The following is a 21,984-nucleotide window of genomic DNA, read 5'->3' on the forward strand; positions in this document are numbered from 1 at the left end:
GGGCTGGGCTATTGAACGGTTTCAATGCTGCCTGGCTCCCCGTCCGCACCCCCGTGCGCGCCCGGTTCCGCGTTCTGGCAAGATCGTGCGCTCGAACGGAGAGCCCGGCCGGAGCGTTCCATGGCCGCGCCGGGCGCACATGCTTGTTGAACGGGGAACGAGGAAGATATGCGCACGTGGACGCGTGCCGTGCCTGCGGCGATGGGTGCCCTGGTGCTGGCCGTCGTGCTGAGCGGCTGCAACGGTACGGATTCGGGCAAGAGCGGCCGGAAGTCCGGCTCCCACGGCTCGGAGGACAGGACGGCCTACCGGCTGGGCGAGGCGAGCCCGCCGCAGGAAAGCACCATGGAGAAGTCGAAGGGCAGCACGTTCACCGTCACGCCCACGAAGGTGGAGACGGGCACCATGGCGGACATGGACAAGTCCGGCCTGGACAAGGACAAGGACGACGAGCCCAAGATCCCCGTCTATGTGTGGGCGACCGTCACGCACAAGAGCGGCAAGGCCATGGAAGTCGGGGACATGGACGACGACCTGGTCGTCAAGACGGACAAGGGCGAGCGCACGAAGGCCCTCATCGTCATCATGGGCGAGGCCAAGTGGCCCAACTGCCCTGCTCCGGACACCGACAAGGAGCTGAGCGCCGGTCAGTCGGAGAAGATCTGCAAGGCCTTCCTGATCCCCGACGGTCAGAAGGCCGCCGCCGTCCAGCTGAGCCGGGGCTTCACCAAGGAGCCCCTGGAGTGGCCGGCCGCCGGCTGACACCAGCCGTACGGCCCGGTGTACGACGGAGCGCGCACCCGGGAAGCGGGGTGCGCGCTCCGCGCGTGAGCGCGGGAGCTTCGCTCAGCCCTCGCCGAGGTCCGCGCTGAGCCAGTGCTCCGGCCGCAGATGGACGACCACCTGCTCGCCGTGCTCCTTCCACGCGAAGTCCACGTACGCGTCGACCTTCTCGGCCGGGAGGTAGCGCGCCGAGATCTCCACCAGCTCCTCGCGGGTGGCCGCACGCGTCGAGACGACAGGGCCCTCGACGGACACATAGCGCACGGTCGGCGTGACCCGGTCGACCATCATGGAGAACCGGCCGGCCGCGGCGATGGCCCTCCCCTTGCGCGAGTCGCGCCCCGTCATGATCCAGAGGTCGCCGCCCGGCTCGTAGACGTACCAGATCGGCACGGTCAGCGGCGCCCTTCCCTCTTCCACCGCGTCCACCGCCAGGGCGGCGACATGCGGCTCGGCCAGGAACTGCTCGCGCTCTTCACGGGACAGGGCCATGGTGACTCCCCAGGGTTCGTCGGCACGGTTTCCGGGTGCCAGGTTACGTAACGTCCGCCCGTTCCCGTCCGGTTCGCCGCGCGGCGGTGTTGTCAGTGCCGTGGTGCAGGATCGGAGTGTCGGTTCATCGAGGAGGAGGGGCCCGCCGTGGCGATCACGAACGAGCGAGTGCGGGGACACGCGTTTCTGGCAGGGCTGTACGAGGACGCGTACTTCCCGGATCACGTCGTCGACAAAGGGCGGCGGATCCTGCTGGACCTGTGCGAGCGGATCGAGGCGGAGCGGCCGTCGGACCTGGCGGCGCTCTACGTGCTGACGGAGGCGGCGACGGAGCGGTTCAACGCGCTGGAGGCGGAGTTCGAGGCAGCGGGAAGCGAGATCGAGACCGTCGCGCGCGAGGAGATAGCCGAGGACTTCTGGGTCGTGGCCTCGGCCTACGGGTTCGAGGAGGCGGACGTGGAGAAGCTCATCGCCGCACGGGAGTGGTGACGCCGGACGCTACGACGGGCCGGAGGTGCGGCCCGCCGCCGTGTCGATGACCTCGTCGAGGACCTCGCGGGAGCGGCGCAGATCGCTGATCATCCGGTCGATGCGCTCCCGCTCGGCGGCGAGTTCGGTGACCAGTTCCGGGGTGGCGCGCAGGGAGGGGCCGCCGTCCTCGTCCCGCATGCAGGGCAGGATGCGGGCGATCTTCGCACTGTGCAGCCCGGCCGCGTACAGCTCCTGGATGCGGATGACCCGGTCGACGGCCCGCTCCGGGTAGTCGCGGTGGCCGCCGGGCGTCCGGTCGGCCGCGAGCAGCCCCTGCTCCTCGTAGTAGCGCAGCGAGCGCTCGCCCACACCCGTGCGAGCCGCCAGTTCACCGATCCGCATGTCCCCGCCCCACGACTTGAATCTGACACTGATGTGAGGTTCTACGTTACCGGGCATGACGCACTCACAGCAGGCTCCCGCCACATCCCGTCTCTTCGAGTCCGCCCGCCTCGGCGGCCTGGAACTGCCCAGCCGCCTGGTCATGGCACCGCTGACCCGCAACCGCGCGGCGGCCGACGGTGTCCCCGGCGCACTGATGGTCACCCACTACGCCCAGCGCGCCTCGGCCGGCCTGATCATCGCGGAGGGGACGACCCCGAACCCCGTGGGCCAGACCTACCCGCACATCCCCGGCATCCACAGCGCGGCGCAGACGGCGGGCTGGCGCCGCGTCACCGACGCCGTGCACGCGGCGGGCGGCGGCCGCCGGATGTTCCTCCAGTTGCAGCACGGGGGCCGCGTCGGTCACCCGGACAACAGCGGCCTGATCTCGCTCGCACCGTCCGCCGTGACGTTCCCCGAGACACTGCACACCCCGACGGGCCTTCAGAAGGCCGTGCCACCGCGCGCGATGACGGCCCAGGACATCGAGTCCACCGTCGCCGACTTCGCCGACGCGGCCCGCAACGCCGTCCGGGCGGGCTTCGCCGGTGTGGAGGTGCACTCCGCCAACGGCCATCTGCTGCACCAGTTCCTCGCGCAGAACACCAACCGCAGGACGGACGCCTGGGGCGGTCCGGTGGAACGGCGGATCCGCTTCACCGTCGAGGTGGTGCGAGCCGTCGCCGAGGCCGTCGGCCGGGACCGGGTCGGTGTGCGGATCTCGCCCGGCCAGGGTGTCAACAGCATCGAGGAGGGCGACACCGACGCCATCTACGCGGCGCTGGTCCCCGCCCTCGCGGAGGTCGGCCCGGTCTATCTGCACATGGTCTACGCAGACCCGGACGACCCCCGCTACCGGGCGATCCGCAAGGCCTGGCCCGGCACGCTGATCGCCAACCCGGTGCTCACCCGCGAGGAGGTCACGGCCGACGGCGGACTGAGGCAGGGCGAACGCCTGCTGGGGCACGGCGCCGACCTGATCGCCCTGGGCCGGGGCTTCCTCGCCAACCCCGACCTGACCGAACGCCTGCGCACCGGCGCCCCGCTGAACGAGATCCGCCCGGAGTTCCTGATGCACGTGCACGGGGCGGAGGGATACAACGACTACCCGGTCCTGTCCCGCGGCCCCGTAGCACCCCGTACGCCTTCGGGACGCGGAGCGCGAGCCAACCCATAGAGAGTCTTGAGTGCTTCACGAGCGGGCGTCTGTACAAAGAGCTGTGTAACTCCCCACCAGGGAAACAGCACGTGACGACAGACGTGACCGACCGACTCGGCGGAGCTCTTGCGGCCGCCCGGGCCACCGCGCCGGGGCCGGAGGCATCGGACGGGCAGTCGATCGGACCGGAGTACCGCCCTTCGAGTCACACCGTTCGCTGGACTCACCCCGGTTCCGCATCCCTTGCGGGGCCCTGCCGCCGCACGATCATCCCCGAGAACGGAAAGCCCATGGCCACGGACCAGATACCGACCCGCTCCGCACCAGCCGGCGAGAGGCCACCGGAGGCCGTCGCCCCGCCGAGGAGCCCGGGCGCCACCCGGCTGCCCTCGCTCACCGGACTGCGGTTCCCCGCCGCCCTGGCCGTCTTCTTCCATCACGCCTTTCTGCCGATCATCCCGCTGAGGCTGCTGGCCGACGACGACACCGCGGACACCCTGGCCGGCTGGTTCGCCCAGGCGGGCGGGCTCGGCGTCTCCTTCTTCTTCGTGCTCAGCGGGTTCGTACTGACCTGGTCGGCGCGCGACAGGGACACGACGAAGGCGTTCTGGCGGCGCAGGTTCGTCAAGATCTATCCGATGTACGTCGTCACCTGGGCGCTGGCGGTCTCGCTGTTCGCCATGTACTACACCTCCATCGGCGTCGCCGTCGCCAACCTGTTCATGCTTCAGGTGTGGGTGCCCGAGTACATGACCAACTTCAGCATCGACGCGCCGAGCTGGTCGCTCGCGGTCGAGGCGATCTTCTATCTCTCGTTCCCCATGCTGTACAAGGCGTTCCTGCGCATCGACGCAGCCCGGCTGAAGTACTGGATCACGGGGGCCGTCGCGGCGGTCGTGGCCACCCCCGCTCTGGCGTACGCCCTGTTCCCCAGCTCCCCGCGGATCCCCAGCGGCCACGAGAGCTCGGTCTCGCAGTACTGGTTCGCCTATGTGCTGCCGCCCGTCCGGATGGTCGACTTCGCCCTCGGGATCCTGGTGGCACTCGCGGTCAGGCACGGGCGCTGGCGCAACATCGGCATGGTCTGGTCGAGCCTGCTGCTGGCCGGCTCGTACGTCCTGACCAACTACGTGCCCTACCTCTACGGGCAGCGTGCCGTGATGATCGTGCCGATCGTGCTCCTGATCGCGGCCACGGCGACCGCCGACATCGAGGGCCGCGCCACAGTGTTCCGCAGCCGGGCGATGGTGTGGCTGGGCGAGGTCTCCTTCGCCTTCTACCTGCTGCACTACATCGTGCTCTGCTCGCTGCGCTGGGCACTGGGCGAGGACCGGATGTTCTCCACGCCCACCACCGTCGCGATGCTGACGGGCGCGGCCGTGGCCTCGGTGGTGATGTCCTGGGGGCTGTTCGCCTGGATCGAGAACCCCCTCGTCCGCCGGTACAGCCGCTCGCGGCGGCCGGGCAAGGCCAACTGAGCGGTGTGAGCGACGCGAAGGCCGGGTGCCCGTGGGCACCCGGCCTTCGCGTGGACGGCGAGGAAAGCGGAAGCACTAATTCATATGAGGAATTGAGAAGGAAGTGCTCCCATGGCCTCGCCGGAACACCACGCTAGCAGTCACGCGGGGATCAGGTCGCGCAGATTTTCCGGCGTGACGACCACTGAGTCCGGATGCAGCCCGTCCGGGCGCTCCAGGCCGACGTAGGTGACGGGGCCGTCCGGGACCGTCGTGCCGTCCCACACCGTGGTCGCCGTGGCACGGCCGGCCATCAGGCCGGTGAGATGGCGGACCGTGAGGTAGTCGCGCTCGACGAAGCCGCGCAGCAGCGTGGCCACCGACACCCGGTTCTCCTCGACGCGGTTGGCGCTCGGACTGCCCACGAGGTACAGGTGGAGCCACCGGGCGCGCCAGCGGCCGTCGCTCCCGCGCAGGAACGCCAGCGGCAGCGCTACCCTGCCCGGCCCGCGCAGCTCCGACTTCATGCGTACGGTGCGCGGCTCGAAGGGCCGGCCGCGCTGCTCGGCGTCACGGGTCATGAAGCCGAAGAACGACTCCTCGACCGTCACGAAGTCCTCCCCGGAGAAGATGTTGACCTGCGGGACTATGCAGGTGCCGCGCACTGCGCCCAGGCGCAGGTTGATGAACTCCGAGGCCCCCTCGGGCGCCTCGGTGATGTCACCGGAGTGCTCGCTCTCGACCTCGGTGAGGGCCGTGTAGGACAGCCAGCCCACGGTCCCGTACTGGTCATCGAGCATCAGCGCCGACAGGTCGAAGTCGGTGTCGTGGCTCCTCTGCCTCCAGTGGACGAAGAAGCGCAGCAGCTCGCCGTCCACGGGGGAGAGGGAGCCCCGGGGCAGCACACCGAGCCCGGCGGCGGTCGACTTGCCGCTGAGCGGGAGCGCCACATCGAGGATGTCGGGGTCGATCAGCAGGTGACCGGGCTCCGCCGGGAGACGGCGGAGCGTCTCGGCGTCCAGGGCGGTGATCAGGCGCGTGCGCTCGGCCCCCGGCACCGGGCGGCGGGTGTCGGCGGTCACCCAGGCGCGGCCTCGCTGGTTGACGAAGACGCGGCGTTCCCCGCGTCCCGGCACGCGGTTGGACAGGTGCTCCCGGACCGACAGCAGGACCCGTCCGGAGGCCTCCGGCGCGGCCTGCTCGGCGGCGGTCACGACCGCGTCCCGCTCCTCCTGGGTGCGGCAGGCGCGCAGCAGGCGGTCCAGGGAGCGCAGCAGCCGGCCCGGGGCGGCCGTCAGCAGCCGGGCGGCGCCGACGACGTCGTCCGCGCCGAGCAGTTCCTCGAAGCGGCCGGCGAGCGACCGGACCGCCCGCTCGCCCCGGGCGACGGCGAACACCTCCGCGGCGTGCGGCAGACGGGGGTACTCGTGCGGATGCAGACGCTCACCGAGGCGCTTGAACGGCTCGCGGTGCGCGCGGACGTCGGCGAGCTTGGCGGGCGAGGCCGCCACGACCCCGTCGAGCGCGGTGAGCAGGGCGCGCCGGACCGGGCGCGACAGCGCCCGGAAGCGCGTCGGCTCGACCAGGCTCACATCGCCGCCGCTCAGCGCACAGGCCAGGCGCAGCACATCGGTGACCGTGTCCACCAGCGGTTCCCGGCCGGCGGTGAGACGGGCGGCGTTGACGACGGCCGCGTTCTCCCGCACGGGGACCGCCTCCGGCTGCGGGCCGTCCACGCAGTGTCCGGCGAGCGCGCCCAGGTCACGCAGGGCCTCCTCGCCCAGCGGGGTCGTGCTGCCCGCCAGCGCCAGGTACAGCGCGGTGGCTTCCTCCTCCGGGCCGCCGCCCAGGTGCAGGACGGTCATCCGGTCGCCGGCGGCGGCGGTCAGCTCCTCGTGCGCGGCGAGCATCTCGGCGTAGGTGTGCGGGTAGTTGCCGTACATCGGCAGGGTCAGCAGGTCGACCACATCGGTGCTCAGCCCATCGAGCGTTCCGGCGCGGGAGGACGGGTTCCCGAGCGCGTCGGTGATGCACGCCATCCAGAAGTCGAACGTGTCCGGCACATGGGCGGGGAAGTCGATGAAGTAGCTGTTGTGCCGGACGTGGTCGCCCACCATCGCGCGGACGACGTCCAGCGTGCCGGCGGACGTCGGCCACGGTCTCCTCGGACAGTGCCGACAGCCGCTCCAGCACGGCTGCGGACAGCTTGAAGCCCACGGACATCAGCGCGGAGTCGAACTGCCGCGCCACGACGTCGCCGTGACCCCCGGGGCCGGAGGGGAGGGAGAGGCGGTGACTGTGCCGGATGACCAGGGGAGCGAAGGACGGGGACATCCCGGCATGATCGCAGAGCGGCACGCGGCCGGGCACGCGAGTTTTCGCACCCGGCCACCGCCCCGGCCACGTCACGGCCTTGCGGCCTGCGGGCTCCGGTAGGTGCGGACGTAGTCGAAGTCCGCCACCGCCCCCGACCGGTTGAGGGAGATCAGCCCGATCCGCAGGGCGCCCTCGGCCGGAAGCGTCCACACGCTCCCGCGCGACCAGTGCGTACCGTCCCGGCTGGTGGAGGCCCGCACCTCGTGTTCCTGGTGCGCGGCATCGAGGCGGTGGGTCAGCCGCAGCCACATCGTGCCGGCCGTCGGACCGGCGAACATCGGGCCGTTGGCCACCGCGGTCGGCGGTGAGGTCGTCGGGCGTTCCCCCTCCTTGCCGAACTCGCTCACCTGGAGGAGCGCGCCGTTCCCGTTGTTCAGCGGCAGCACCGAGTGCACGAGTTTCAGCCAACGGTCGTCGTTCTCGTACAGGACCAGACCCGCCTGCTGGGCATCCCGGTCCGGTGAGAACCGCAGCTTCGTCTCGACCGTGTAGTCCCCTTGCGGGGCATCCCGCAGGAGCACCGATGCGGTGTTGTTCCCGAGGTGCAGTTCGGCGTCCTGGGTCGGCCAGGTCAGCGAACCCCCGGTCATGGCGGTGCCGGCGGCCGGCCCGCGTACCCACTGCCAGGGGGAGCCGGGCGCGGTGCCCGGCACCGCGGCCCCGTCGAACTCGTCGCTGAAGGACGGCAGCGCAGTCCCCGCGCCCGGAACGGCGGTACGGGAGATCACCGGTCGGTACAGGGGTGCGGCGCCCACGTTGTCGGCGGCCGCGCCCGCACCGCGTGCCGCCGCGGCGACGGCCCCCGTGCGAGCGGCCGCCGCGGGCACCTCGCGGGTCTGGACGGCGACCGGATCGCGCAGCCGGTCGCCGGTCACCTCGACGGTCAGCCGGGTGCCCCGCAGCTCGGCGGAGACGTTGTGCCAGGTGTCGTAGGAGAACCCGGCCGGCAGCGCGGTGAGCTGCTCGCCGCTGTTCCTGCCGCCCACGCGGACATCGGTGACCAGCGCGGACCTGGCCCGGTCGAGCCACGCGACGATCCGGTTGTCCGGGTCCCGGTAGGCGAGCGCCAGCCCCGAGGCGCCGTCCGCCGAGGTGATCCTCAGATCGGCCTCGGCCCGTACCCCGGCGGGCGCTTCGGCGCCCGAACGGAGGAAGGAGGGAGCGCTGCCGGAGGAGGTGTACGCGGCATAGCCGTGCGCGTCCTGGTCCGAGCCCGCGGTCCAGCCCGCGCGGTCCGCGCCCTCGGGACGCCACCCCGCAAGGCCGCCGTCGTTGAAGGTGCCGCCGGCCGTCCAGTCGGTCACCGGCGCGGCCGTGGGCGTGTCCGACGGGCCGTCACCCGCGCGGACGACGGGCCAGCCGTCGATCCAGTCCAGCCGGTCGATGAGCATCGGGCGCCGGCTGAGCTTCAGTGAACCCCCGGAGGCCGGGGCGAGGTCGGGGGAGTCGGCCGGAATGCCGTGGTAGACCAGCCAGTCCTGGCCCGACAGATCCGTCTGGAGCGCGTTGTGCCCCGGGCCGATCCACCGGTTGCCGTTGGCACCGACCACCACGCCCGCCTTGCTGGTGAGCGCCATCAGATCGGTGCCCTCGTCATCGGTGAACGGGCCGGTGGGACTCGTCGAGCGCCCCGCCTTCACCTGGTAGCCGCTGTACGCGCCGTCGCAGCAGCCGCCGTCCGAGTAGAACAGGTAGTAGAAGGACCCGTGCCGGACGACGAACCCGCCCTCGACGCGCCGCCCCCGGGCGATCTGGGTTACGGCGCCCTCGGTACGGGTGCGGTCGCCGTTCAGCTTCGCCACGCAGATGGTGTCGTAGCTGCCCCAGTAGAGGTACGGCGTGCCGTCGGTGTCCGTGAACTGGGCCTGGTCGATGTTGCCGGCCGGGCAGCCGCTCGGCGAGGGGAGCACCGCGCCCCGGTCCGTCCACGGGCCCGTCGGGGTGGGCGCCGTGACGAGCCCGACGGTGCCCCGGCCGGGCACCGAGTAGTAGAGGTAGTAGCGCCCGAAGGCGTAGTGGACGTCCGGGGCCCACAGCCGGGATCCCTCCAGCCAGGCCGGCCGGTTCTGCGGGGTGAAGACCTCGCCCGCGTACTCCCAGGTCACCAGGTCGGCCGAGCGCAGGATCGGCAGGATGCGCTCGCCGTCCTCGCCGCTGCTCCGGAAGACGGGGTTCTGCGTACCGTAGGCGTACCAGAGCCCGTCCTTGCCCCGGATCGTCGCCGGGTCGGGGAACGTGTCGATGCCGGCGGAGGCGGAGACCGGGTTGGTGTAGGTGGCGGCCGTCGCCGAGCCCGGTCGTCCGGGGCGCGGGGGCGCCCCGTCGGCCGGTGCGGCGGAGAGGGTGAGGACACAGAGCAGGGCGGCCAGTGCGGCGGCCCACCGGGTGGTGCTGTCCAGGCGTCTCATCGGTTCTCCGTGATCGTCCCGGCCGGATCCGCTGGAGCGGTCCAGACCGTGTCGTCGTCGGTCTCGAAGGAGCTGAGGCTCGGGTCGTAATCGGAGGCGCCGATGTCGTACATCGACGTCATCCAGTGGTAGAAGTTGTCGCCCCGCTCGCGCAGCAGCACGTACATCCGGCGCAGCAGCCGCTCCCGCACCGGGGCGAACTCCGGGTGGGTGTAGCGGTTGCTGAGCTCGTGCGGATCCGCGACGAGGTCGTAGAGCTCGTTCACGGACTCGGGGTTGACGATCAGTTTGTAGCGGTCGTCGCGGATCATCCGCTGCGGGTACGGGAAGTGGTGTCCGTGGAACTCCGCAATCAACTCACCTGCCCACTCGGGCAGTTCGCCGCGCACCAGTGGCGTCAGGGAGCGGCTGTCCACTGCCTCGGCCGGATCGCAGCCCGCGAGGTCGAGCAGGGTGGCGGTGCAGTCGGTGAGGGTCGCCAGCTCGTCGCGCACCTGCGGGGCCGCGCCGGGGATCCGTACGATGCCGGGGATGCGGTAGATGTCCTCGTACATCGCCGGGCCCTTGTCGTGCAGCCGGTGGGCCCCGGTGAACTCGCCGTGGTCGGCGGTGAAGAAGACGGAGGTGTCGTCCGTCAGGCCCAGTTCGTCGAGCCTTGTGAGGATGCGCCCGATCTGCTCGTCGATCAGGGTGACATAGCCCCAGTACACCGCGATGAGCTTGCGGCTCGTCTCGATCGGCAGGGTGTCGAACGCCCAGTGGGCGCTGTAGTTGCGCTGGACCGGCGGCTTGCCCTCGAAGGTCTCGGCGATCGACGGCGGCAGCTCGACCAGCTCGGGGTCGTAGAGGTCGTAGTACGCGTCGGGCAGCAGATACGGCAGGTGCGGGCCGAAGAAGTGGGTGGCGAGGAAGAACGGCCGGCCGTCCGCCGCATACCGCTCCAACTGCTCGATGGCCCGGGTGGCGAGGTAGTACTCGAAGGTCGCCTCCACCGGCTGGTGCAGCCGGGCCGCCAGCAGATTGCCCGGATTGCCGCCCGGCGCGGTACCGCGCACGGGGTCCGAGATGCGGTACGGGGGAAGGCCGCGCTCCTCCAGGTAGGCGAGGTAGTCCGGGTGGTCGACCGGGTTGTGCCAGCCCGGCAGGTCGGGGCCGTCGAAACCGTAGGAGGCGGCGTTGCGGTGCGTGCCGCCGTGCCACTTGCCGATGAGCCCGAGCTGGTAGCCCCGCTCGCGCAGGGCCGAGGGGAAGGTGAAGGCGTCATCCCGCAGATCCTCCAGATATCCCACGTTGCGCTCGTAGTTGGCGAGCAGCCGGTGGCGGAACGGGGCCTGTCCGGTGAGCAGGCTGGCGCGTGCGGGCGTGCAGATGGCGGTCGGTGTGTAGAACCGGTCGAACCGGGTGCCGGTGGCCGCGAGCCGGTCCAGATGCGGCGTGGCGACATGGGGATTGCCGTAGCAGCCGAGCGTGTCCACCCGGTGCTGATCGGTCATCAGGAACAGGAGGTTCACTTGGCGTACGCCTTCGTGTAGAGGTCGCCCCGGTAGTACGTGTCCGGAGCCGGTGACGACTTCAGCTGGCCCGTGCGGACGAAGAAGTCACCGAGGCCCTTCAGCCAGCCGTCGACCGTGCCGTCCTTGGTCTTGGCGACCAGGTCGGCGGTGGACATGGTCTGCACGTTGGCCGCGTCCGCCGCCACCTTGGACCGGTCGACGTCCAGCAGCCCGGCCGCCGCGTCGATGGCCTCGTCGGGGTGCGCGGACCGCCAGTCGTTGGCCTTCTGCAGGACCGCCACCACCTTGGAGGTGAGTGCGGGCTTCGTTCCGTTGCCCGCGACGAAGGCCGTGGGGAACGCCTGGCCGGGGAACTCCTTGGTGCTCGCCAGCTCCTTCAGCGCGGGCTTGCGCTCCTTGATGGTGTCGATGAGCGGATACCAGAGCCCGGCGGCGTCGATCTGGCCGGACACGAACGCGGAGACCACCGTCGACGGGTCCATCGGCACCTTCTGGATGTCCTTCTCCGACATACCCGCCTTCTGGAGCGCCAGGTTGAGGACCATGTCCCCGGAGGTGCCCTCGGGCACGCCCACCTTCTTGTCCTTGAGGTCCTTGACCGAGCCGATGCCCGGCTGGGCGATGACCCGGTCCGCGTACGCGAGGGTGTTGACGGCGACGACCTTCGCCTTGCCGGACGCGGGCAGCCACATCGCACCCGGCCCGATGTAGCCGAAGTCGAGATCGCCGGCGCCGAGCGCCTGGATCTGGAGCGGGCCGTTGGTGAAGGTCTTGTACTGCGGGGAGAGCCCCGCCTTCTTCCAGAGCCCCTGCTGATCGGCGATGGCCAGCAGGGAGGCGCCGTTGTAGTCGCTGATGTAGCCGAACCGGACGGTGGTGCCCTGTGCGGCTTCGGAGTCACCGGAGCAGCCGGTGACCGAGAGCGCCAGGACGGACACGGCGGCGGCCAGTGTCAGGGCAGGCTGAGACATACGCATGGCGAAGTGATCCTCGGACGGTAGGGGTTCGGCAGCGGTGTGCTGCGCGGGAGCGGGAGCGGAAGTCAGGCGGCCGGGACGGCCGGTGCCTGGTGGTAGACGGACTGCCAGACGGTGTTGCGGATCCGGGCGAACTCGGGCGACAGGCGCAGGGATTCGGTACGGGGATAGGGCAGATCGACCTCGACGACGGAGTGGATCCGGCCCGGCCCGGCCGCCATCACGACGACGCGCCGGGCCAGATACACCGCCTCGTCCACGTCATGCGTCACGAACAGCACCGTGCGCCTCTCCCGGCTCCACGTCTCCAGCAGCTGGTCCTGCAACTGGACCCGGGTCAGGGCGTCCAGCGCGCCGAACGGCTCGTCCATCAGCAGCACCTGAGGATCGACCGCGTACGCGCGGGCGATGGCGCAGCGCTGCTTCATGCCGCCGGACAGCGTCTTGGGCAGGGCGTCCGCGAAGTCCGTGAGTCCGACCAGGGCGATGGCCCGGTCCGTCCGGCGGCGGCGCTCGGCCGCGGGTACGGAGGCGAGCCTCAGCCCGAATTCGACATTGCCCCGGACGGTGAGCCAGGGGAACAGGGCGTACTGCTGGAAGATCACACCCCGGTCGGGGCCGGGCCCCGTCACCGTGCGGCCGTCGACCAGGACCTCGCCCGAGGTGGGCGGGGCGAGCCCGGCGGCCAGGTTGAGCAGAGTGCTCTTGCCGCAGCCGGACGGGCCGACCACGGTGACGAACTCCTCGTCCCCGATGTCCAGCGACACCCGGTCCAGCGCGGTGAACGTGCTGTTCTTCAGCGGATAGCTCCGCGAGACGCTCCGGAAGGAGATCTTGGGGTTCATCGGGTCTCCTGCCAGTGGGTGAGGCGTCGTTCGGCGAGCAGCAGCAGCCGGTCCATCAGCAGACCGAGCACCCCGATGGTGATCAGGCCCACGAAGATGGTGGGCAGGTCGTAGTACAGCTGGGCCTTCTGCATGCGGAACCCCAGCCCCTCCTGCGCGGCGATCAGTTCGGCCGCGACGAGCGTCCCCCAGGCCGACCCCAGCCCGATCCGCATGCCGACCAGGATGAACGGGGCGGCAGCGGGAACCACCACCCTGAGGAAGATCGTCCCGTCCCGCGCCCCGAGGACCCGAGCCGCGTCGATCAGCGTCCTGTCCACGCCCACCACGCCCTGGAAGGCGGCGACCACGGCGGACAGGAACGCGGCGAGGAAGATGACGAACACCTTGGGCACCTCGCCGATGCCCAGCAGCACGACGGCCAGCGGGATCATGGCGAGCGGCGGGATGGTCCGGAAGAACTGGACGTACGGCTCCAGGAGCCCGCGCGCCACGGGGTACCAGCCCATCAGGAAGCCGACCGGCACGGCCACCACCGTGCCGAGCGCGAAGCCGGTCAGCACCCGGCGCAGGCTCGCCCCGGCGTCCGTGACGAGGGTCCCGTCGGCGATCAGCTCACCCGCCCGGTCCGCCACGGCGACCGGCCCCGGCAGCCCCTGCACGCCCATCGACGCCAGCAGCGCCCAGAGTCCGACACCGATGGCCAGCGCCGTCAGGTTGAGCAGCGGAGCGAGCAGCCGGCCGCCGCGCCGGGCGCCGGCCGGTGCCCCGGCCGGAGCGTCGGGCCGGGTGTGCGGCGGGGTGTCCTCGGGGGCCGCCGGGCCGGGCCCGTCGGTCTTCTTCAGGGGAGCCGGCGGGGAGTTCATGCGTCGTCCTCGGAGTATTCGGGCGCGGGATAGCGGGCCAGCAGGGGTGATTCGTGCAGGGCGAGAGCGACGCCGCCATGGGCGCCGCCGGCCTCCCCGAGCGCGGCGCGGCACACCGAGAGCCGGTCCCGGGCCAGCGGCAGCACATGGGCGTCGAGCGCGCCTTCGACCGGCTCCAGCAGCGCCGGGCCCGCCTCGGCGAGCTCACCGCCCAGCACGATCACCCCCGGGCCGACCGCGTTGACGACCCCGGCGAGCACCACGCCGATCCGCTCGCCGGCCGCCCGCAGCACCTCGTGCGCCGCCCGGTCGCCCGCGTCGAGCGCGGCCAGCAGCGCGGGCACGGCATCGGCCCGCCCGCCCCGGTCCCGGAACGCGTCGAGCACCGCGCCGACCGAGGCGGCCGTCTCCAGGCACCCGGCGCCCCCGCACTCGCAGGGCGCGCCCCCGGGCTCGGCGGTGATGTGGCCGATTTCGCCCGCGAGTCCGTCCACGCCGCGGTGCAGCGAGCCGTTGACGACGAGCCCGCCGCCGACCCCGTGCGACAGCCGCAGATAGAGCACGTCACGGCTGCCGGCCGCCGCACCCCAGGTCGCCTCGGCGAGCGCGGCCAGCCGGGTGTTGTTGTCCAGCAGCACAGGAGCGCCGAACCGCTTCCCCAGCAGTTCGGCGAGGGCCGCGAGCGATCCCTCGGGCTCCTCGTCTGGCCCGCTGCGGCGCACCGGGCCCACCACGCCGACGCCGACCGCGCCGGTGGCCCCGAGGGCGGAGAGCCGCAGCGTGCCACCCGCCAGCGAGGAGACCAACTCCTCTGCCAGGCCGACCCGGTCCTCCCACGACAGCTCCGGGGGATGGGCCAGGCTCGCCGAACCGATCAGCTCATGGGCGACATTGGCGGCGGCCACATGGACGGCCCGGCGCGCGAAGTCGATGCCGACGGCCTGACCGGCCGCCGGGTCGAGCGTCAGATGCTCGACCGGACGGCCGCGTCTGCGGGGTCCGGGGTGCGCGGCGGTGGAGACCACGGCGCCGCTCGCGACCAGGGTCCCGACGATGTCGTACAGCGTCGTGCGCGAGAGCCCGGAGCGGCGTCCCAGCTCCGCCCGGCTCTGCGGGCCGTGCCGGCGCAGCAGACCGAGCACGAGTTCCTCGTGCCCGCGCCTGAGCCGCGTCAGGGGGCCGCCTTGAGAGTGCATGGCGCCCAGCATGAGGAAGGGCCGATTTTTTGGTCAACCTCCCGGAAAAATCTTCATGTTGCCGCAATACCCGGACCGGGCCGCCCCGGGACGGCCGTCAGGCCGCGTACGCGTACGGCGGATAGGTCAGGTAGCCCTCGTCGCCGCCCTGGAAGTAGGTGGCCTCGTCGGCGGGGGCGATCGGCAGCCCGGTGCGCAGGCGTTCCACCAGGTCGGGGTTGGAGACGAAGGCCCGGCCGAAGCTGATGAGGTCGGCGCCCAGGTCCAGCCAGTGATCGGCGTCGTCCCGGCCGGTCTGCTTGGGTCCCATCGGCAGGACCGGGTTGACGATCAGCGTGCCCGGCCAGGCCCGGCGCAGGGTGAGGAGCACCTCCTCCGCGACGGTGGCCTCCAGGTGGACGTAGGCGAGCTCCAGGCGGGCCAGTTCGGCCAGCAGCGCGGTGTAGAGCTCGGTGGTGTCGCTCTCCTCGACGCCCCAGAAGCCGCCGCCCGGAGAGAGCCGGATCCCGGTCCTGGCACCGCCGACCGCGTCCGCGGTGGCCTCCGCCGCCTCGACCGCGAAGCGGATGCGCCGGGCGGCCGGGCCTCCGTAGCGGTCCGTGCGCAGGTTGGCGTTGGAGGAGAGGAACTGCGAGATCAGATAGCCGTTGGCGCCGTGCAGCTCCACCCCGTCGAAGCCCGCGTCGACGGCGCGGCGTGCGGCGTCCGCGTACGACCGCGCGTGCTCGGGCACCTCGGCGGTGGCCAGCGCACGCGGCACGGGGGAGGGCTGGGGGCCGGTCGGGGTGAACACGTCCCCGACGGCGGCCACGGCCGACGGGCCGACCGGCTGCAGCCCGGTGGTGTCGGGGTGTGAGACCCGTCCCCCGTGCATGATCTGGGCGAAGATCCGGCCGCCGTTGGCGTGGACCGCGCCGGTCACCTGTTCCCAGGAAGCTGTCTGCTCGTCGGTGTGCAGCCCCGGGGTGCCCGGGTTGGACTGCCCGATCAGGCTCGGCTGCACCCCCTCGCTCACGATCAGCCCGGCGGTGGCCCGCTGGGCGTAGTAGGCGGCCATCGACGGTGTGGCGAGGCCGCCCGCGGCGGCCCGGACCCGGGTCATCGGGGCCATGACCACCCGGTTGGGCAGCGTCAGGCCGCCGAGCCGGTGGCCGGAGAGAAGGTGCGTCATGTCGGGACTCCTCGGTGTTCCGCGTCCGTCGTACCCGGAAGTCGGGCACGGGAGTTACGCTAAAACCTCACGTCGATGTCAGGGGCAAGCCCTTGTGACGCGGAACACACACAGGAGGCGGATATGCGGATCGGTGAACTCGCGTCACGGGCCGGGGTCAGCATCCGGTCCGTGCGCTACTACGAGGAGCAGGGGCTGCTCACCAGCGTCCGCAGCGCCAGCGGGCAGCGGCACTACACGGACAGCGAGGTCGAGCGGGTCGTCTTCCTCCAGCGGCTGTACGCCGCCGGGCTGTCCAGCCGCACCATCGCCGAGCTGCTGCCCTGCGTCGACGCCCCCAGCCGGGACAACTCCGATGCGGCACTGGAGCGGATGGCGCAGGAGCACGAGCGGCTCTCCGCGCACATCGCCGACCTCATGAGCACCAGGGACACGCTGGAACAGCTGATGGCCACCGCCCGCGCGTACCGCGAGCAGCTGGGCACGGCCGCGGCCGTCCGCTGACGGGCGCCGCGCCGGACCTCAGCGAGCTGCCTCTCCCGGCGCCGGTGACCGGGTGGGCGCCGGAAGCTGTCCCGCGACGATCGCGGCGAGGCAGAGCCCGAACCCGACGAGCTGGACCGGTCCGAGCGTCTGGCCGAGCAGGGCGGCGCCGAGCACGGCGGCCACCAGCGGCGAGAGCAGGCCGAGCACGGCGACGGAGGTGACCGGCAGCGTGGTGATCCCCCGGAACCAGAGGACGTACGCGGCCAGACCGCCGACCGCACCCAGCCAGAGGTAGCCCAGGGCGGCGCCCGCGTCGACGGCGGGCGGCGTTCCCTCCACGAGGAGGGCGACGGGAACCAGGAACAGGCCGCCCGCGGTGAGCTGCCAGCCGGCGAAGGCGGTGGCCCCCACTCCGGCGGGCCGCCCCCAGCGCTTGGTGAGCGTCACACCGAGCGCCATCGTCGCGGCGCCGGCCAGACCCGCCGCGACGCCGACCGCGTCGAGCCCGGCGTCCGGCCCGACCACCACCAGGCCGACCCCGACGACACCGGTCACCCCCCAGGCGAGACGCCAGGCGGACGGGCTCTCATGAAGGACCGTCACGGCAAGGACGGCGACGATCAGCGGCTGGGCCGCCGCGACGGTGGCCGCCACCCCGCCCGGCAGGCGCTCGGCCGCGGTGAACAGCAGCGGGAAGAACAGCCCGATGTTGAGCACACCGAGTGCCGCGGCCTTCCCCCACCACGCGCCGCGCGGCAGCGTCCGGGTGATCGCCAGTGCGACCAGACCGGCGGGCAGCGCCCGCAGCAGTCCCGCGAACATCGGGTGTCCCTGCGGGAGAAGCTCGGTCGTGACGACATAGGTCGTGCCCCACACCAGGGGAGCGAGGGCCGTCAGAAGGGTGCCGGACAACCGGCCGGGGGAGGGGCGGCCGACGGTCTCACCGGCGGTGCTCGGTACTGCTGGGCTTGTCATACCGGCAGTCTCGAACGGCCCGGATCGATGAGTCCAACACATGTTTGTCAGCTCAGCGATCGTGATACACGATGGATCCATGGAGCTCCAGCAGATGCGGTACGTCCTCGCCGTCGCCGAGACGAACAACTTCACCCGGGCCGCCGAACGCTGCCTGGTCGTGCAGTCCGCGCTCAGCCACCAGATCGCCCGGCTGGAACGCGAACTCGGCGCCCGGCTCTTCGAACGGACCAGCCGCAGGGTCCGGCTGACACCGGCGGGCGAGGCGTTCCTCCCCGCCGCCCGTCAGTGCCTGGACGCCGCCGAACGCGCGGCCGCCGAGGTCGCGGCGGCCGTCGGCGAGGTACGCGGACGGCTCGCCGTGGGCCTGATCCCCACGGTCGCGGCGGTCGATGTCCCCGGCGCGCTGCGCGACTTCCGCCGTCAGTACCCGCAGGTGCGCATCAGCCTGCGGGTGGGCGCGAGCGAGGACCTGGTCGAGCAGGTCGCGCGGGGAGCCATCGACGTGGCCTTCCTCGGACTGCCCACGACGGCGCGCCCCGAAGGCGTCGCCGCCCGCGAACTCGCCCGCGACCGGCTCGTCGCGGTGGTCGCCCCGGACCACCCCCTGGCCGGTGAGCCCTCGGTGAGCCTGCGAAGGCTCTCGTCCGAGGAGTTCGTGGACCTTCCGGCCGGCACGGCCGGACGCCTCCAGTCGGACCAGGCCTTCGCCGCCGAGGGCCTCCGCCGTGACGTCGCCTACGAAGTGACAAGCGCCGACTACATCGCCCGGCTCGTCGGCCCGGGCCTCGGCGTGGCCATGCTCCCCTCCGCGTACGCTCCCCGGCTCGTCGGCGTCGTCACCGTCGAGGTCGCCGACGCACCGGCCCGCGTCGAGTACGCCGTGTGGAGCCGCTCGGGTACCACCCCGGCGGCGGCCGCGTTCCTCACCGTCCTCGGCATTCCCGAAGAGGACGAGCAAGAGGACGAGGACGGGAACGGGGAGGCTCCCGGCGCGTGTCCCTAGCTCCTGCGGCGGCTTCCGTCCCCGCCCGCCTCTCAGTCCTTGATGATGCCGAGCTTGGCGATGTCCTCGTCGGTGCGGTTGCCGTGGATCTCGATCTTGGCGAGTTCGGTCTCGATCCGGTCGAACTCCTCGGCGGTCAGCTCCACGGCGGCGGCGCCCAGGTTCTCCTCGACGCGCTCGATCCGGCGCGAGCCGGGGATGGGGACGATGAAGTCCTTCTTGTGCAGCATCCAGGCCAGCGAGATCTGCGCCGGGGTGGCGCCCTTCTCCCGGGCGAAGGCGGTGAGCAGGTCCAGGAGCGGCTGGTTGGCACGGATGTTGTTCTTGTCGAACCGGGTGATGACCCGGCGGACGTCGGCCCCGGTGTAGGTGTCGTCGGCGGTGATCCTGCCGCTGAGGAAACCGGTCGCCAGCGGGCTGAACGCCACGAAGCCGATGCCCAGTTCCTCGCACGCGGGAATGACACCCTGCTCGAACATCCGCTCCATGAGGGAGTATTCGCTCTGGATCGCGGTCAGCGGCGTCACGGCGTGCGCCCGGCGGATCTGCTCCTCGGTCGCCTGCGACTGCCCCCAGCCGAGGATCTTGCCCTCGTCGATCAGTTCGCCCATGACGCCCGCGATGTCCTCGACGGGGATCGAGTCGGGCACCCGGTGCTGGTAGTACAGCTCGACATGGTCGGTGCGCAGGCGCGTCAGGGACGCCTCCAGCCGGGCGTGGATCTGCTTGCTCAGCTCGGCGGGTGTGAGGGGGCCGCCGAGGTAGAACTTGGTGGCGATGACGACCTGGTCGCGGATGGGTTCCAGCGCCGGCCCGACCAACTCCTCGTTGGCGCCCGCCGCATAGCCCTCCGCCGTGTCGAAGAGGGTGCAGCCCAGGTCGAACGCCTTGCGGATCAGGCCGGTCGCCTCGCTGCCGCTCACGCCGGCTCCGTACCCCTGGCTGAGGCCCATGGCCCCCAGGCCGACCGCGGAGACCTCGAGGCGCCCGATGGTCCTCGTCTTCATATGTGGTGGTCCTCTCTGACATCGCGACGGCCCCGCGCGGTGTGGAGGTCCGCGCGGGGTGCGTCGAGTGTGCCGCGCGCCGGTGGAGAACCGGTCGCGGCGGCGGACCCGCGCGGCCGCCGGGCGGTGTCAGGACTTCGGCGGGGCGGGGCGGACCATGCGCACATTGGGCAGCCGCCCCCGCCACATCTCGCGTTCGCCGGTGGCCCTGAACCCGTGGCGTTCGTAGAAGCGGATCGCGCGCTCGTTGTACTCGGTGACCCACAGGAGCATGGGCGCACTCCCCGCCCAGGTCAGGAACTCACTCATCATCCGCCCTCCGAGACCCGCGCCCTGGGCCTCGTCCAGCAGATACATCGGACCCAGGCCGACCCCCTCGTCGTCCCGCCGGCCGCAGAGGAAACCGGCGATCCCGGTGCCGGAGCGGACGACGCGGCAGAACAGCAGGTCCGGCCGCCGTTCCGTCTCCAGGATGAACTCCCGCCACCGGGCGCTGCCTTCGGCGGTCGCGGAGGACCCACGCTGCTCACGGATCCACTTCTCGTCGATGCCCGACTCCGCGTGCGGATAGGTCTGCAGCCAGGCCGCCAGCTGCACCCTGCCCAGCGACTCGGCGTCCTCGGCGCGGGGGGTCTCGATCACGTGGGCCACGGGGGTCACGATCCCTGCGGCCGGGGCGCCGAGTTCCGCAGCCGGAGCAGATCGCCGACCGGCTCCGGCGGCCCCAGCGGTTCCACGGCCTCGGTCGGGACCGCGGCATGCGGGACCGGGCCGCCGAACGGGCGGGAGCGACGGACCACCGGGATCGTGGGGCCTCCCGAGAAGTGCGGCACTTCTTCGGGCTGTGGGCGCATGCTGGGGGCTCCTGCTTCGTGTCGTGTCCGCACGGCCCCCGTGTCGCTACGAGGCCGCCGCCCACTCGAAGCCGTCCGGGTCGGTGAAGGACCCGCTGTCGCTGCCGATCGTGAGCCCGTGCGATCCCGTGCCGTCGGGGGAGACCCCGGCGTCCTTGGCGAGGGCGTGCCGAGGGTACAACGCGAGCTTGACCGCGCTCGACGGGGTTTCGAACTCGACGTACTTGCGCCCGTAGCTCTTGCCCACGACGAAGCCGCGGTCGACGTAGAACTGCTTGCTCACGGCCATGTCCGTGACACCCAGCAGAAGAACGAACTGCTCGACCTGCCGGGTGTCCGGCCCCTTGTCCTTCTTCGAGGAGCTCGCGACCTTCCACAGCGCGCCGTCGGGCGTGCGGACGACGCCGCCGTAGCCCCAGAAGGACTTGGCGGCCGGCTTGACGGCCGTGGCACCCGCGTCGAGCGCCGCGTCGACGAACCCTCTGACGGTGGCCGGCTGCGCGACGGTGAGTGACAGTGTGAAGCCTCGGAAGCCGGCCGTCGGCTCCTCGGCGTCCTGCACCCGGACCTGGGGGCCCAGACCGAAGGCGGTGGTGTAGAAGTCCTGTGCGGCGGACGGGTCGGTCGCCGCGAGCGTGACGCATTCGATGGAAGCCATGCGTCGATGCTATTTCCGGCCCTGGGGGCGCGCTTCTTGATTCCTGACCGGTCAGCGCCCCACCGCTGTGGTCGTGAAACGGCCGCCGCAGACGCGGAGCTGCGGGTCGCGCAGGGTGAGGGCCTCCTTGGAACCGGGCGGGTAGACCCGGAGGTAGTCGGCCCGGCCCCAGCACGCGGAGCCGTTGATCCCCTGGTTCAGGGTGTGCAGCGAGACGCCTGCGGACTTGCCGGCACCGATCACCGTCTGTGCCCGCGTGCCGCCCTCGCGCTCGGCCGGGACACCGACCGCACTTCCGTCGCGCCGGATCAGGGAGACACCCGGGAACCCGTGCAGGGTGCAGGACTGATCGGCCTTGTTCACGAAGGTGAGGCGGTAGTAGATCTGCCCGGCGCCCGCGTCGGCCCGCCCCAGACTCATGGAGAGATGGTCGGCCGTGCACCGCCGGGAGGCGCCTGCCTCGGAAGCGGTACCGGCGGGCTCCGACGAGCGGGCGGTGCTGCCGGGGGAGGCCGTGCCCGCTCCGGCCGGGGCCGAGGACTGCGGGGACTGTGTGCCGAAGGGGCTTTGCGCGTCCTGCGCGGCGCTGCTGGGCGCGGAGTGCGCCGCCCCCGCCGGAGCGGACGTGTCCCCGCAGCCGGCCGTGACGAGCGCGACCGACGCGAGCGCGACCGGCGCCAGGACACGGCGACGGGGTGCGCGGGCGCTCCCGGCTGTTCTGCGGCTCCGGGGAAGGCGTATGCGCTCGGACGATGACCCGGTTGTTCGCGTGAGTGAGCCCATGCTTCACGCCTGCTCGATTTCGCCCGGTCCGAACCTGTTGATTTGTGGCAGGGCCC

21 protein-coding genes and 1 pseudogene are annotated in these 21,984 nt (G+C 71.8%); 6 read left to right on the top strand and 16 right to left on the bottom strand.

From position 1 onward, the window contains the following. The first annotated feature begins 168 nt into the window (after positions 1–168). Positions 169–762, top strand: a complete 594-nt coding sequence (locus RLT58_RS33750) for a hypothetical protein (RefSeq protein ID WP_311314162.1) — start codon at positions 169–171, stop codon at positions 760–762. 84 nt (positions 763–846) lie between these two features. Here RLT58_RS33750 and RLT58_RS33755 read toward each other — a convergent pair whose 3' ends face one another. After that, positions 847–1,275, bottom strand: a complete 429-nt coding sequence (locus tag RLT58_RS33755) for a pyridoxamine 5'-phosphate oxidase family protein (RefSeq protein WP_311314163.1) — start codon at positions 1,273–1,275, stop codon at positions 847–849. Positions 1,276–1,422: 147 nt separating this feature from the next. On the opposite strand from RLT58_RS33755, the gene RLT58_RS33760 reads away from it, so the two are divergent. Continuing rightward, positions 1,423–1,764 (top strand): DUF5713 family protein, encoded by a 342-nt coding sequence (locus RLT58_RS33760; protein ID WP_311314164.1) that lies wholly within the window; start codon positions 1,423–1,425, stop codon positions 1,762–1,764. Positions 1,765–1,773: 9 nt separating this feature from the next. On the opposite strand, the gene RLT58_RS33765 is transcribed toward RLT58_RS33760, so the two are convergent. Next, positions 1,774–2,148 carry a MerR family transcriptional regulator gene (locus RLT58_RS33765; protein WP_311314165.1) on the bottom strand — a complete coding sequence of 125 codons (375 nt, stop codon included), beginning with the start codon at positions 2,146–2,148 and terminating at the stop codon, positions 1,774–1,776. Between the two features lie 55 nt (positions 2,149–2,203). Between RLT58_RS33765 and RLT58_RS33770 the strand changes: the two genes are divergently transcribed. Next, complete coding sequence (locus RLT58_RS33770) at positions 2,204–3,367, top strand: alkene reductase (protein WP_311314166.1); 1,164 nt, start codon at positions 2,204–2,206, stop codon at positions 3,365–3,367. Positions 3,368–3,639: 272 nt separating this feature from the next. Beyond that, positions 3,640–4,827: an acyltransferase family protein gene (locus tag RLT58_RS33775; RefSeq protein WP_311314167.1), complete on the top strand. Its 1,188-nt coding sequence runs from the start codon at positions 3,640–3,642 to the stop codon at positions 4,825–4,827. A 140-nt stretch (positions 4,828–4,967) separates the two neighbouring features. Here the strand turns inward: RLT58_RS33775 and RLT58_RS33780 are convergent. The 8 genes and pseudogenes from RLT58_RS33780 to RLT58_RS33815 all read right to left on the bottom strand — a co-directional run bounded on the left by RLT58_RS33780 (position 4,968) and on the right by RLT58_RS33815 (position 16,159). Beyond that, positions 4,968–7,140: pseudogene (locus tag RLT58_RS33780) on the bottom strand (hypothetical protein). A gap of 71 nt (positions 7,141–7,211) precedes the next feature. Further along, positions 7,212–9,590, bottom strand: a complete 2,379-nt coding sequence (locus RLT58_RS33785; RefSeq protein WP_311314168.1) for a glycoside hydrolase family 43 protein — start codon at positions 9,588–9,590, stop codon at positions 7,212–7,214. Next, positions 9,587–11,101, bottom strand: coding sequence for a sulfatase family protein (locus RLT58_RS33790; protein WP_311314170.1), 1,515 nt, complete (start codon positions 11,099–11,101; stop codon positions 9,587–9,589). The genes RLT58_RS33785 and RLT58_RS33790 overlap by 4 nt, the downstream gene beginning before the upstream one ends. Further along, positions 11,098–12,081: an aliphatic sulfonate ABC transporter substrate-binding protein gene (locus RLT58_RS33795; protein WP_311314171.1), complete on the bottom strand. Its 984-nt coding sequence runs from the start codon at positions 12,079–12,081 to the stop codon at positions 11,098–11,100. The genes RLT58_RS33790 and RLT58_RS33795 overlap by 4 nt, the downstream gene beginning before the upstream one ends. Before the next feature lie 65 nt (positions 12,082–12,146). Further along, positions 12,147–12,926 carry an ABC transporter ATP-binding protein gene (locus RLT58_RS33800; protein ID WP_311314172.1) on the bottom strand — a complete coding sequence of 260 codons (780 nt, stop codon included), beginning with the start codon at positions 12,924–12,926 and terminating at the stop codon, positions 12,147–12,149. Continuing rightward, positions 12,923–13,792, bottom strand: coding sequence for an ABC transporter permease (locus RLT58_RS33805; protein WP_311314173.1), 870 nt, complete (start codon positions 13,790–13,792; stop codon positions 12,923–12,925). The genes RLT58_RS33800 and RLT58_RS33805 overlap by 4 nt, the downstream gene beginning before the upstream one ends. After that, the gene (locus RLT58_RS33810; protein ID WP_311314174.1) at positions 13,789–15,000 is read right to left on the bottom strand and encodes an ROK family transcriptional regulator; all 1,212 of its coding nucleotides are present in this window, start codon (positions 14,998–15,000) and stop codon (positions 13,789–13,791) included. The genes RLT58_RS33805 and RLT58_RS33810 overlap by 4 nt, the downstream gene beginning before the upstream one ends. A gap of 85 nt (positions 15,001–15,085) precedes the next feature. Continuing rightward, positions 15,086–16,159: an alkene reductase gene (locus RLT58_RS33815; protein WP_311314175.1), complete on the bottom strand. Its 1,074-nt coding sequence runs from the start codon at positions 16,157–16,159 to the stop codon at positions 15,086–15,088. Between the two features lie 123 nt (positions 16,160–16,282). On the opposite strand from RLT58_RS33815, the gene RLT58_RS33820 reads away from it, so the two are divergent. Beyond that, a complete protein-coding gene (locus RLT58_RS33820; protein WP_311314176.1) occupies positions 16,283–16,663 on the top strand; it encodes a MerR family transcriptional regulator in 381 nt (126 codons plus the stop codon). An 18-nt stretch (positions 16,664–16,681) separates the two neighbouring features. On the opposite strand, the gene RLT58_RS33825 is transcribed toward RLT58_RS33820, so the two are convergent. Further along, complete coding sequence (locus tag RLT58_RS33825) at positions 16,682–17,620, bottom strand: EamA family transporter (RefSeq protein ID WP_311314177.1); 939 nt, start codon at positions 17,618–17,620, stop codon at positions 16,682–16,684. Positions 17,621–17,699: 79 nt separating this feature from the next. On the opposite strand from RLT58_RS33825, the gene RLT58_RS33830 reads away from it, so the two are divergent. After that, the gene (locus RLT58_RS33830; RefSeq protein ID WP_311314178.1) at positions 17,700–18,626 is read left to right on the top strand and encodes a LysR family transcriptional regulator; all 927 of its coding nucleotides are present in this window, start codon (positions 17,700–17,702) and stop codon (positions 18,624–18,626) included. Between the two features lie 32 nt (positions 18,627–18,658). Here the strand turns inward: RLT58_RS33830 and RLT58_RS33835 are convergent, their stop codons facing one another. The 5 genes from RLT58_RS33835 to RLT58_RS33855 all read right to left on the bottom strand — a co-directional run bounded on the left by RLT58_RS33835 (position 18,659) and on the right by RLT58_RS33855 (position 21,928). After that, positions 18,659–19,633 (bottom strand): aldo/keto reductase, encoded by a 975-nt coding sequence (locus RLT58_RS33835; protein WP_311314179.1) that lies wholly within the window; start codon positions 19,631–19,633, stop codon positions 18,659–18,661. Positions 19,634–19,762: 129 nt separating this feature from the next. Next, positions 19,763–20,284: a GNAT family N-acetyltransferase gene (locus tag RLT58_RS33840; RefSeq protein WP_311314180.1), complete on the bottom strand. Its 522-nt coding sequence runs from the start codon at positions 20,282–20,284 to the stop codon at positions 19,763–19,765. 5 nt (positions 20,285–20,289) lie between these two features. After that, positions 20,290–20,487, bottom strand: a complete 198-nt coding sequence (locus RLT58_RS33845) for a hypothetical protein (protein ID WP_311314181.1) — start codon at positions 20,485–20,487, stop codon at positions 20,290–20,292. Between the two features lie 46 nt (positions 20,488–20,533). After that, positions 20,534–21,145: a glyoxalase gene (locus RLT58_RS33850; RefSeq protein WP_311314182.1), complete on the bottom strand. Its 612-nt coding sequence runs from the start codon at positions 21,143–21,145 to the stop codon at positions 20,534–20,536. A 51-nt stretch (positions 21,146–21,196) separates the two neighbouring features. Next, on the bottom strand, positions 21,197–21,928 hold the full coding sequence (locus RLT58_RS33855) for a DUF4232 domain-containing protein (RefSeq protein ID WP_311314183.1): 732 nt from the start codon (positions 21,926–21,928) through the stop codon (positions 21,197–21,199). Positions 21,929–21,984: the final 56 nt, after the last annotated feature.

It is taken from the genome of Streptomyces sp. ITFR-16, assembly GCF_031844705.1.
Classification (GTDB): Bacteria; Actinomycetota; Actinomycetes; order Streptomycetales; family Streptomycetaceae; genus Streptomyces.

Coding starts and splice junctions, on each gene's coding strand:
- RLT58_RS33815 (WP_311314175.1), bottom strand. CDS start 16,159: ATGACGCACCTTCTCTCCGGCCACCGGCTCGGCGGCCTGACGCTGCCC.
- RLT58_RS33765 (WP_311314165.1), bottom strand. CDS start 2,148: ATGCGGATCGGTGAACTGGCGGCTCGCACGGGTGTGGGCGAGCGCTCG.
- RLT58_RS33805 (WP_311314173.1), bottom strand. CDS start 13,792: ATGAACTCCCCGCCGGCTCCCCTGAAGAAGACCGACGGGCCCGGCCCG.
- RLT58_RS33770 (WP_311314166.1), top strand. CDS start 2,204: ATGACGCACTCACAGCAGGCTCCCGCCACATCCCGTCTCTTCGAGTCC.
- RLT58_RS33755 (WP_311314163.1), bottom strand. CDS start 1,275: ATGGCCCTGTCCCGTGAAGAGCGCGAGCAGTTCCTGGCCGAGCCGCAT.
- RLT58_RS33785 (WP_311314168.1), bottom strand. CDS start 9,590: ATGAGACGCCTGGACAGCACCACCCGGTGGGCCGCCGCACTGGCCGCC.
- RLT58_RS33800 (WP_311314172.1), bottom strand. CDS start 12,926: ATGAACCCCAAGATCTCCTTCCGGAGCGTCTCGCGGAGCTATCCGCTG.
- RLT58_RS33810 (WP_311314174.1), bottom strand. CDS start 15,000: ATGCTGGGCGCCATGCACTCTCAAGGCGGCCCCCTGACGCGGCTCAGG.
- RLT58_RS33850 (WP_311314182.1), bottom strand. CDS start 21,145: ATGGCTTCCATCGAATGCGTCACGCTCGCGGCGACCGACCCGTCCGCC.
- RLT58_RS33830 (WP_311314178.1), top strand. CDS start 17,700: ATGGAGCTCCAGCAGATGCGGTACGTCCTCGCCGTCGCCGAGACGAAC.
- RLT58_RS33795 (WP_311314171.1), bottom strand. CDS start 12,081: ATGCGTATGTCTCAGCCTGCCCTGACACTGGCCGCCGCCGTGTCCGTC.
- RLT58_RS33855 (WP_311314183.1), bottom strand. CDS start 21,928: ATGGGCTCACTCACGCGAACAACCGGGTCATCGTCCGAGCGCATACGC.
- RLT58_RS33775 (WP_311314167.1), top strand. CDS start 3,640: ATGGCCACGGACCAGATACCGACCCGCTCCGCACCAGCCGGCGAGAGG.
- RLT58_RS33825 (WP_311314177.1), bottom strand. CDS start 17,620: ATGACAAGCCCAGCAGTACCGAGCACCGCCGGTGAGACCGTCGGCCGC.
- RLT58_RS33845 (WP_311314181.1), bottom strand. CDS start 20,487: ATGCGCCCACAGCCCGAAGAAGTGCCGCACTTCTCGGGAGGCCCCACG.
- RLT58_RS33750 (WP_311314162.1), top strand. CDS start 169: ATGCGCACGTGGACGCGTGCCGTGCCTGCGGCGATGGGTGCCCTGGTG.
- RLT58_RS33835 (WP_311314179.1), bottom strand. CDS start 19,633: ATGAAGACGAGGACCATCGGGCGCCTCGAGGTCTCCGCGGTCGGCCTG.
- RLT58_RS33820 (WP_311314176.1), top strand. CDS start 16,283: ATGCGGATCGGTGAACTCGCGTCACGGGCCGGGGTCAGCATCCGGTCC.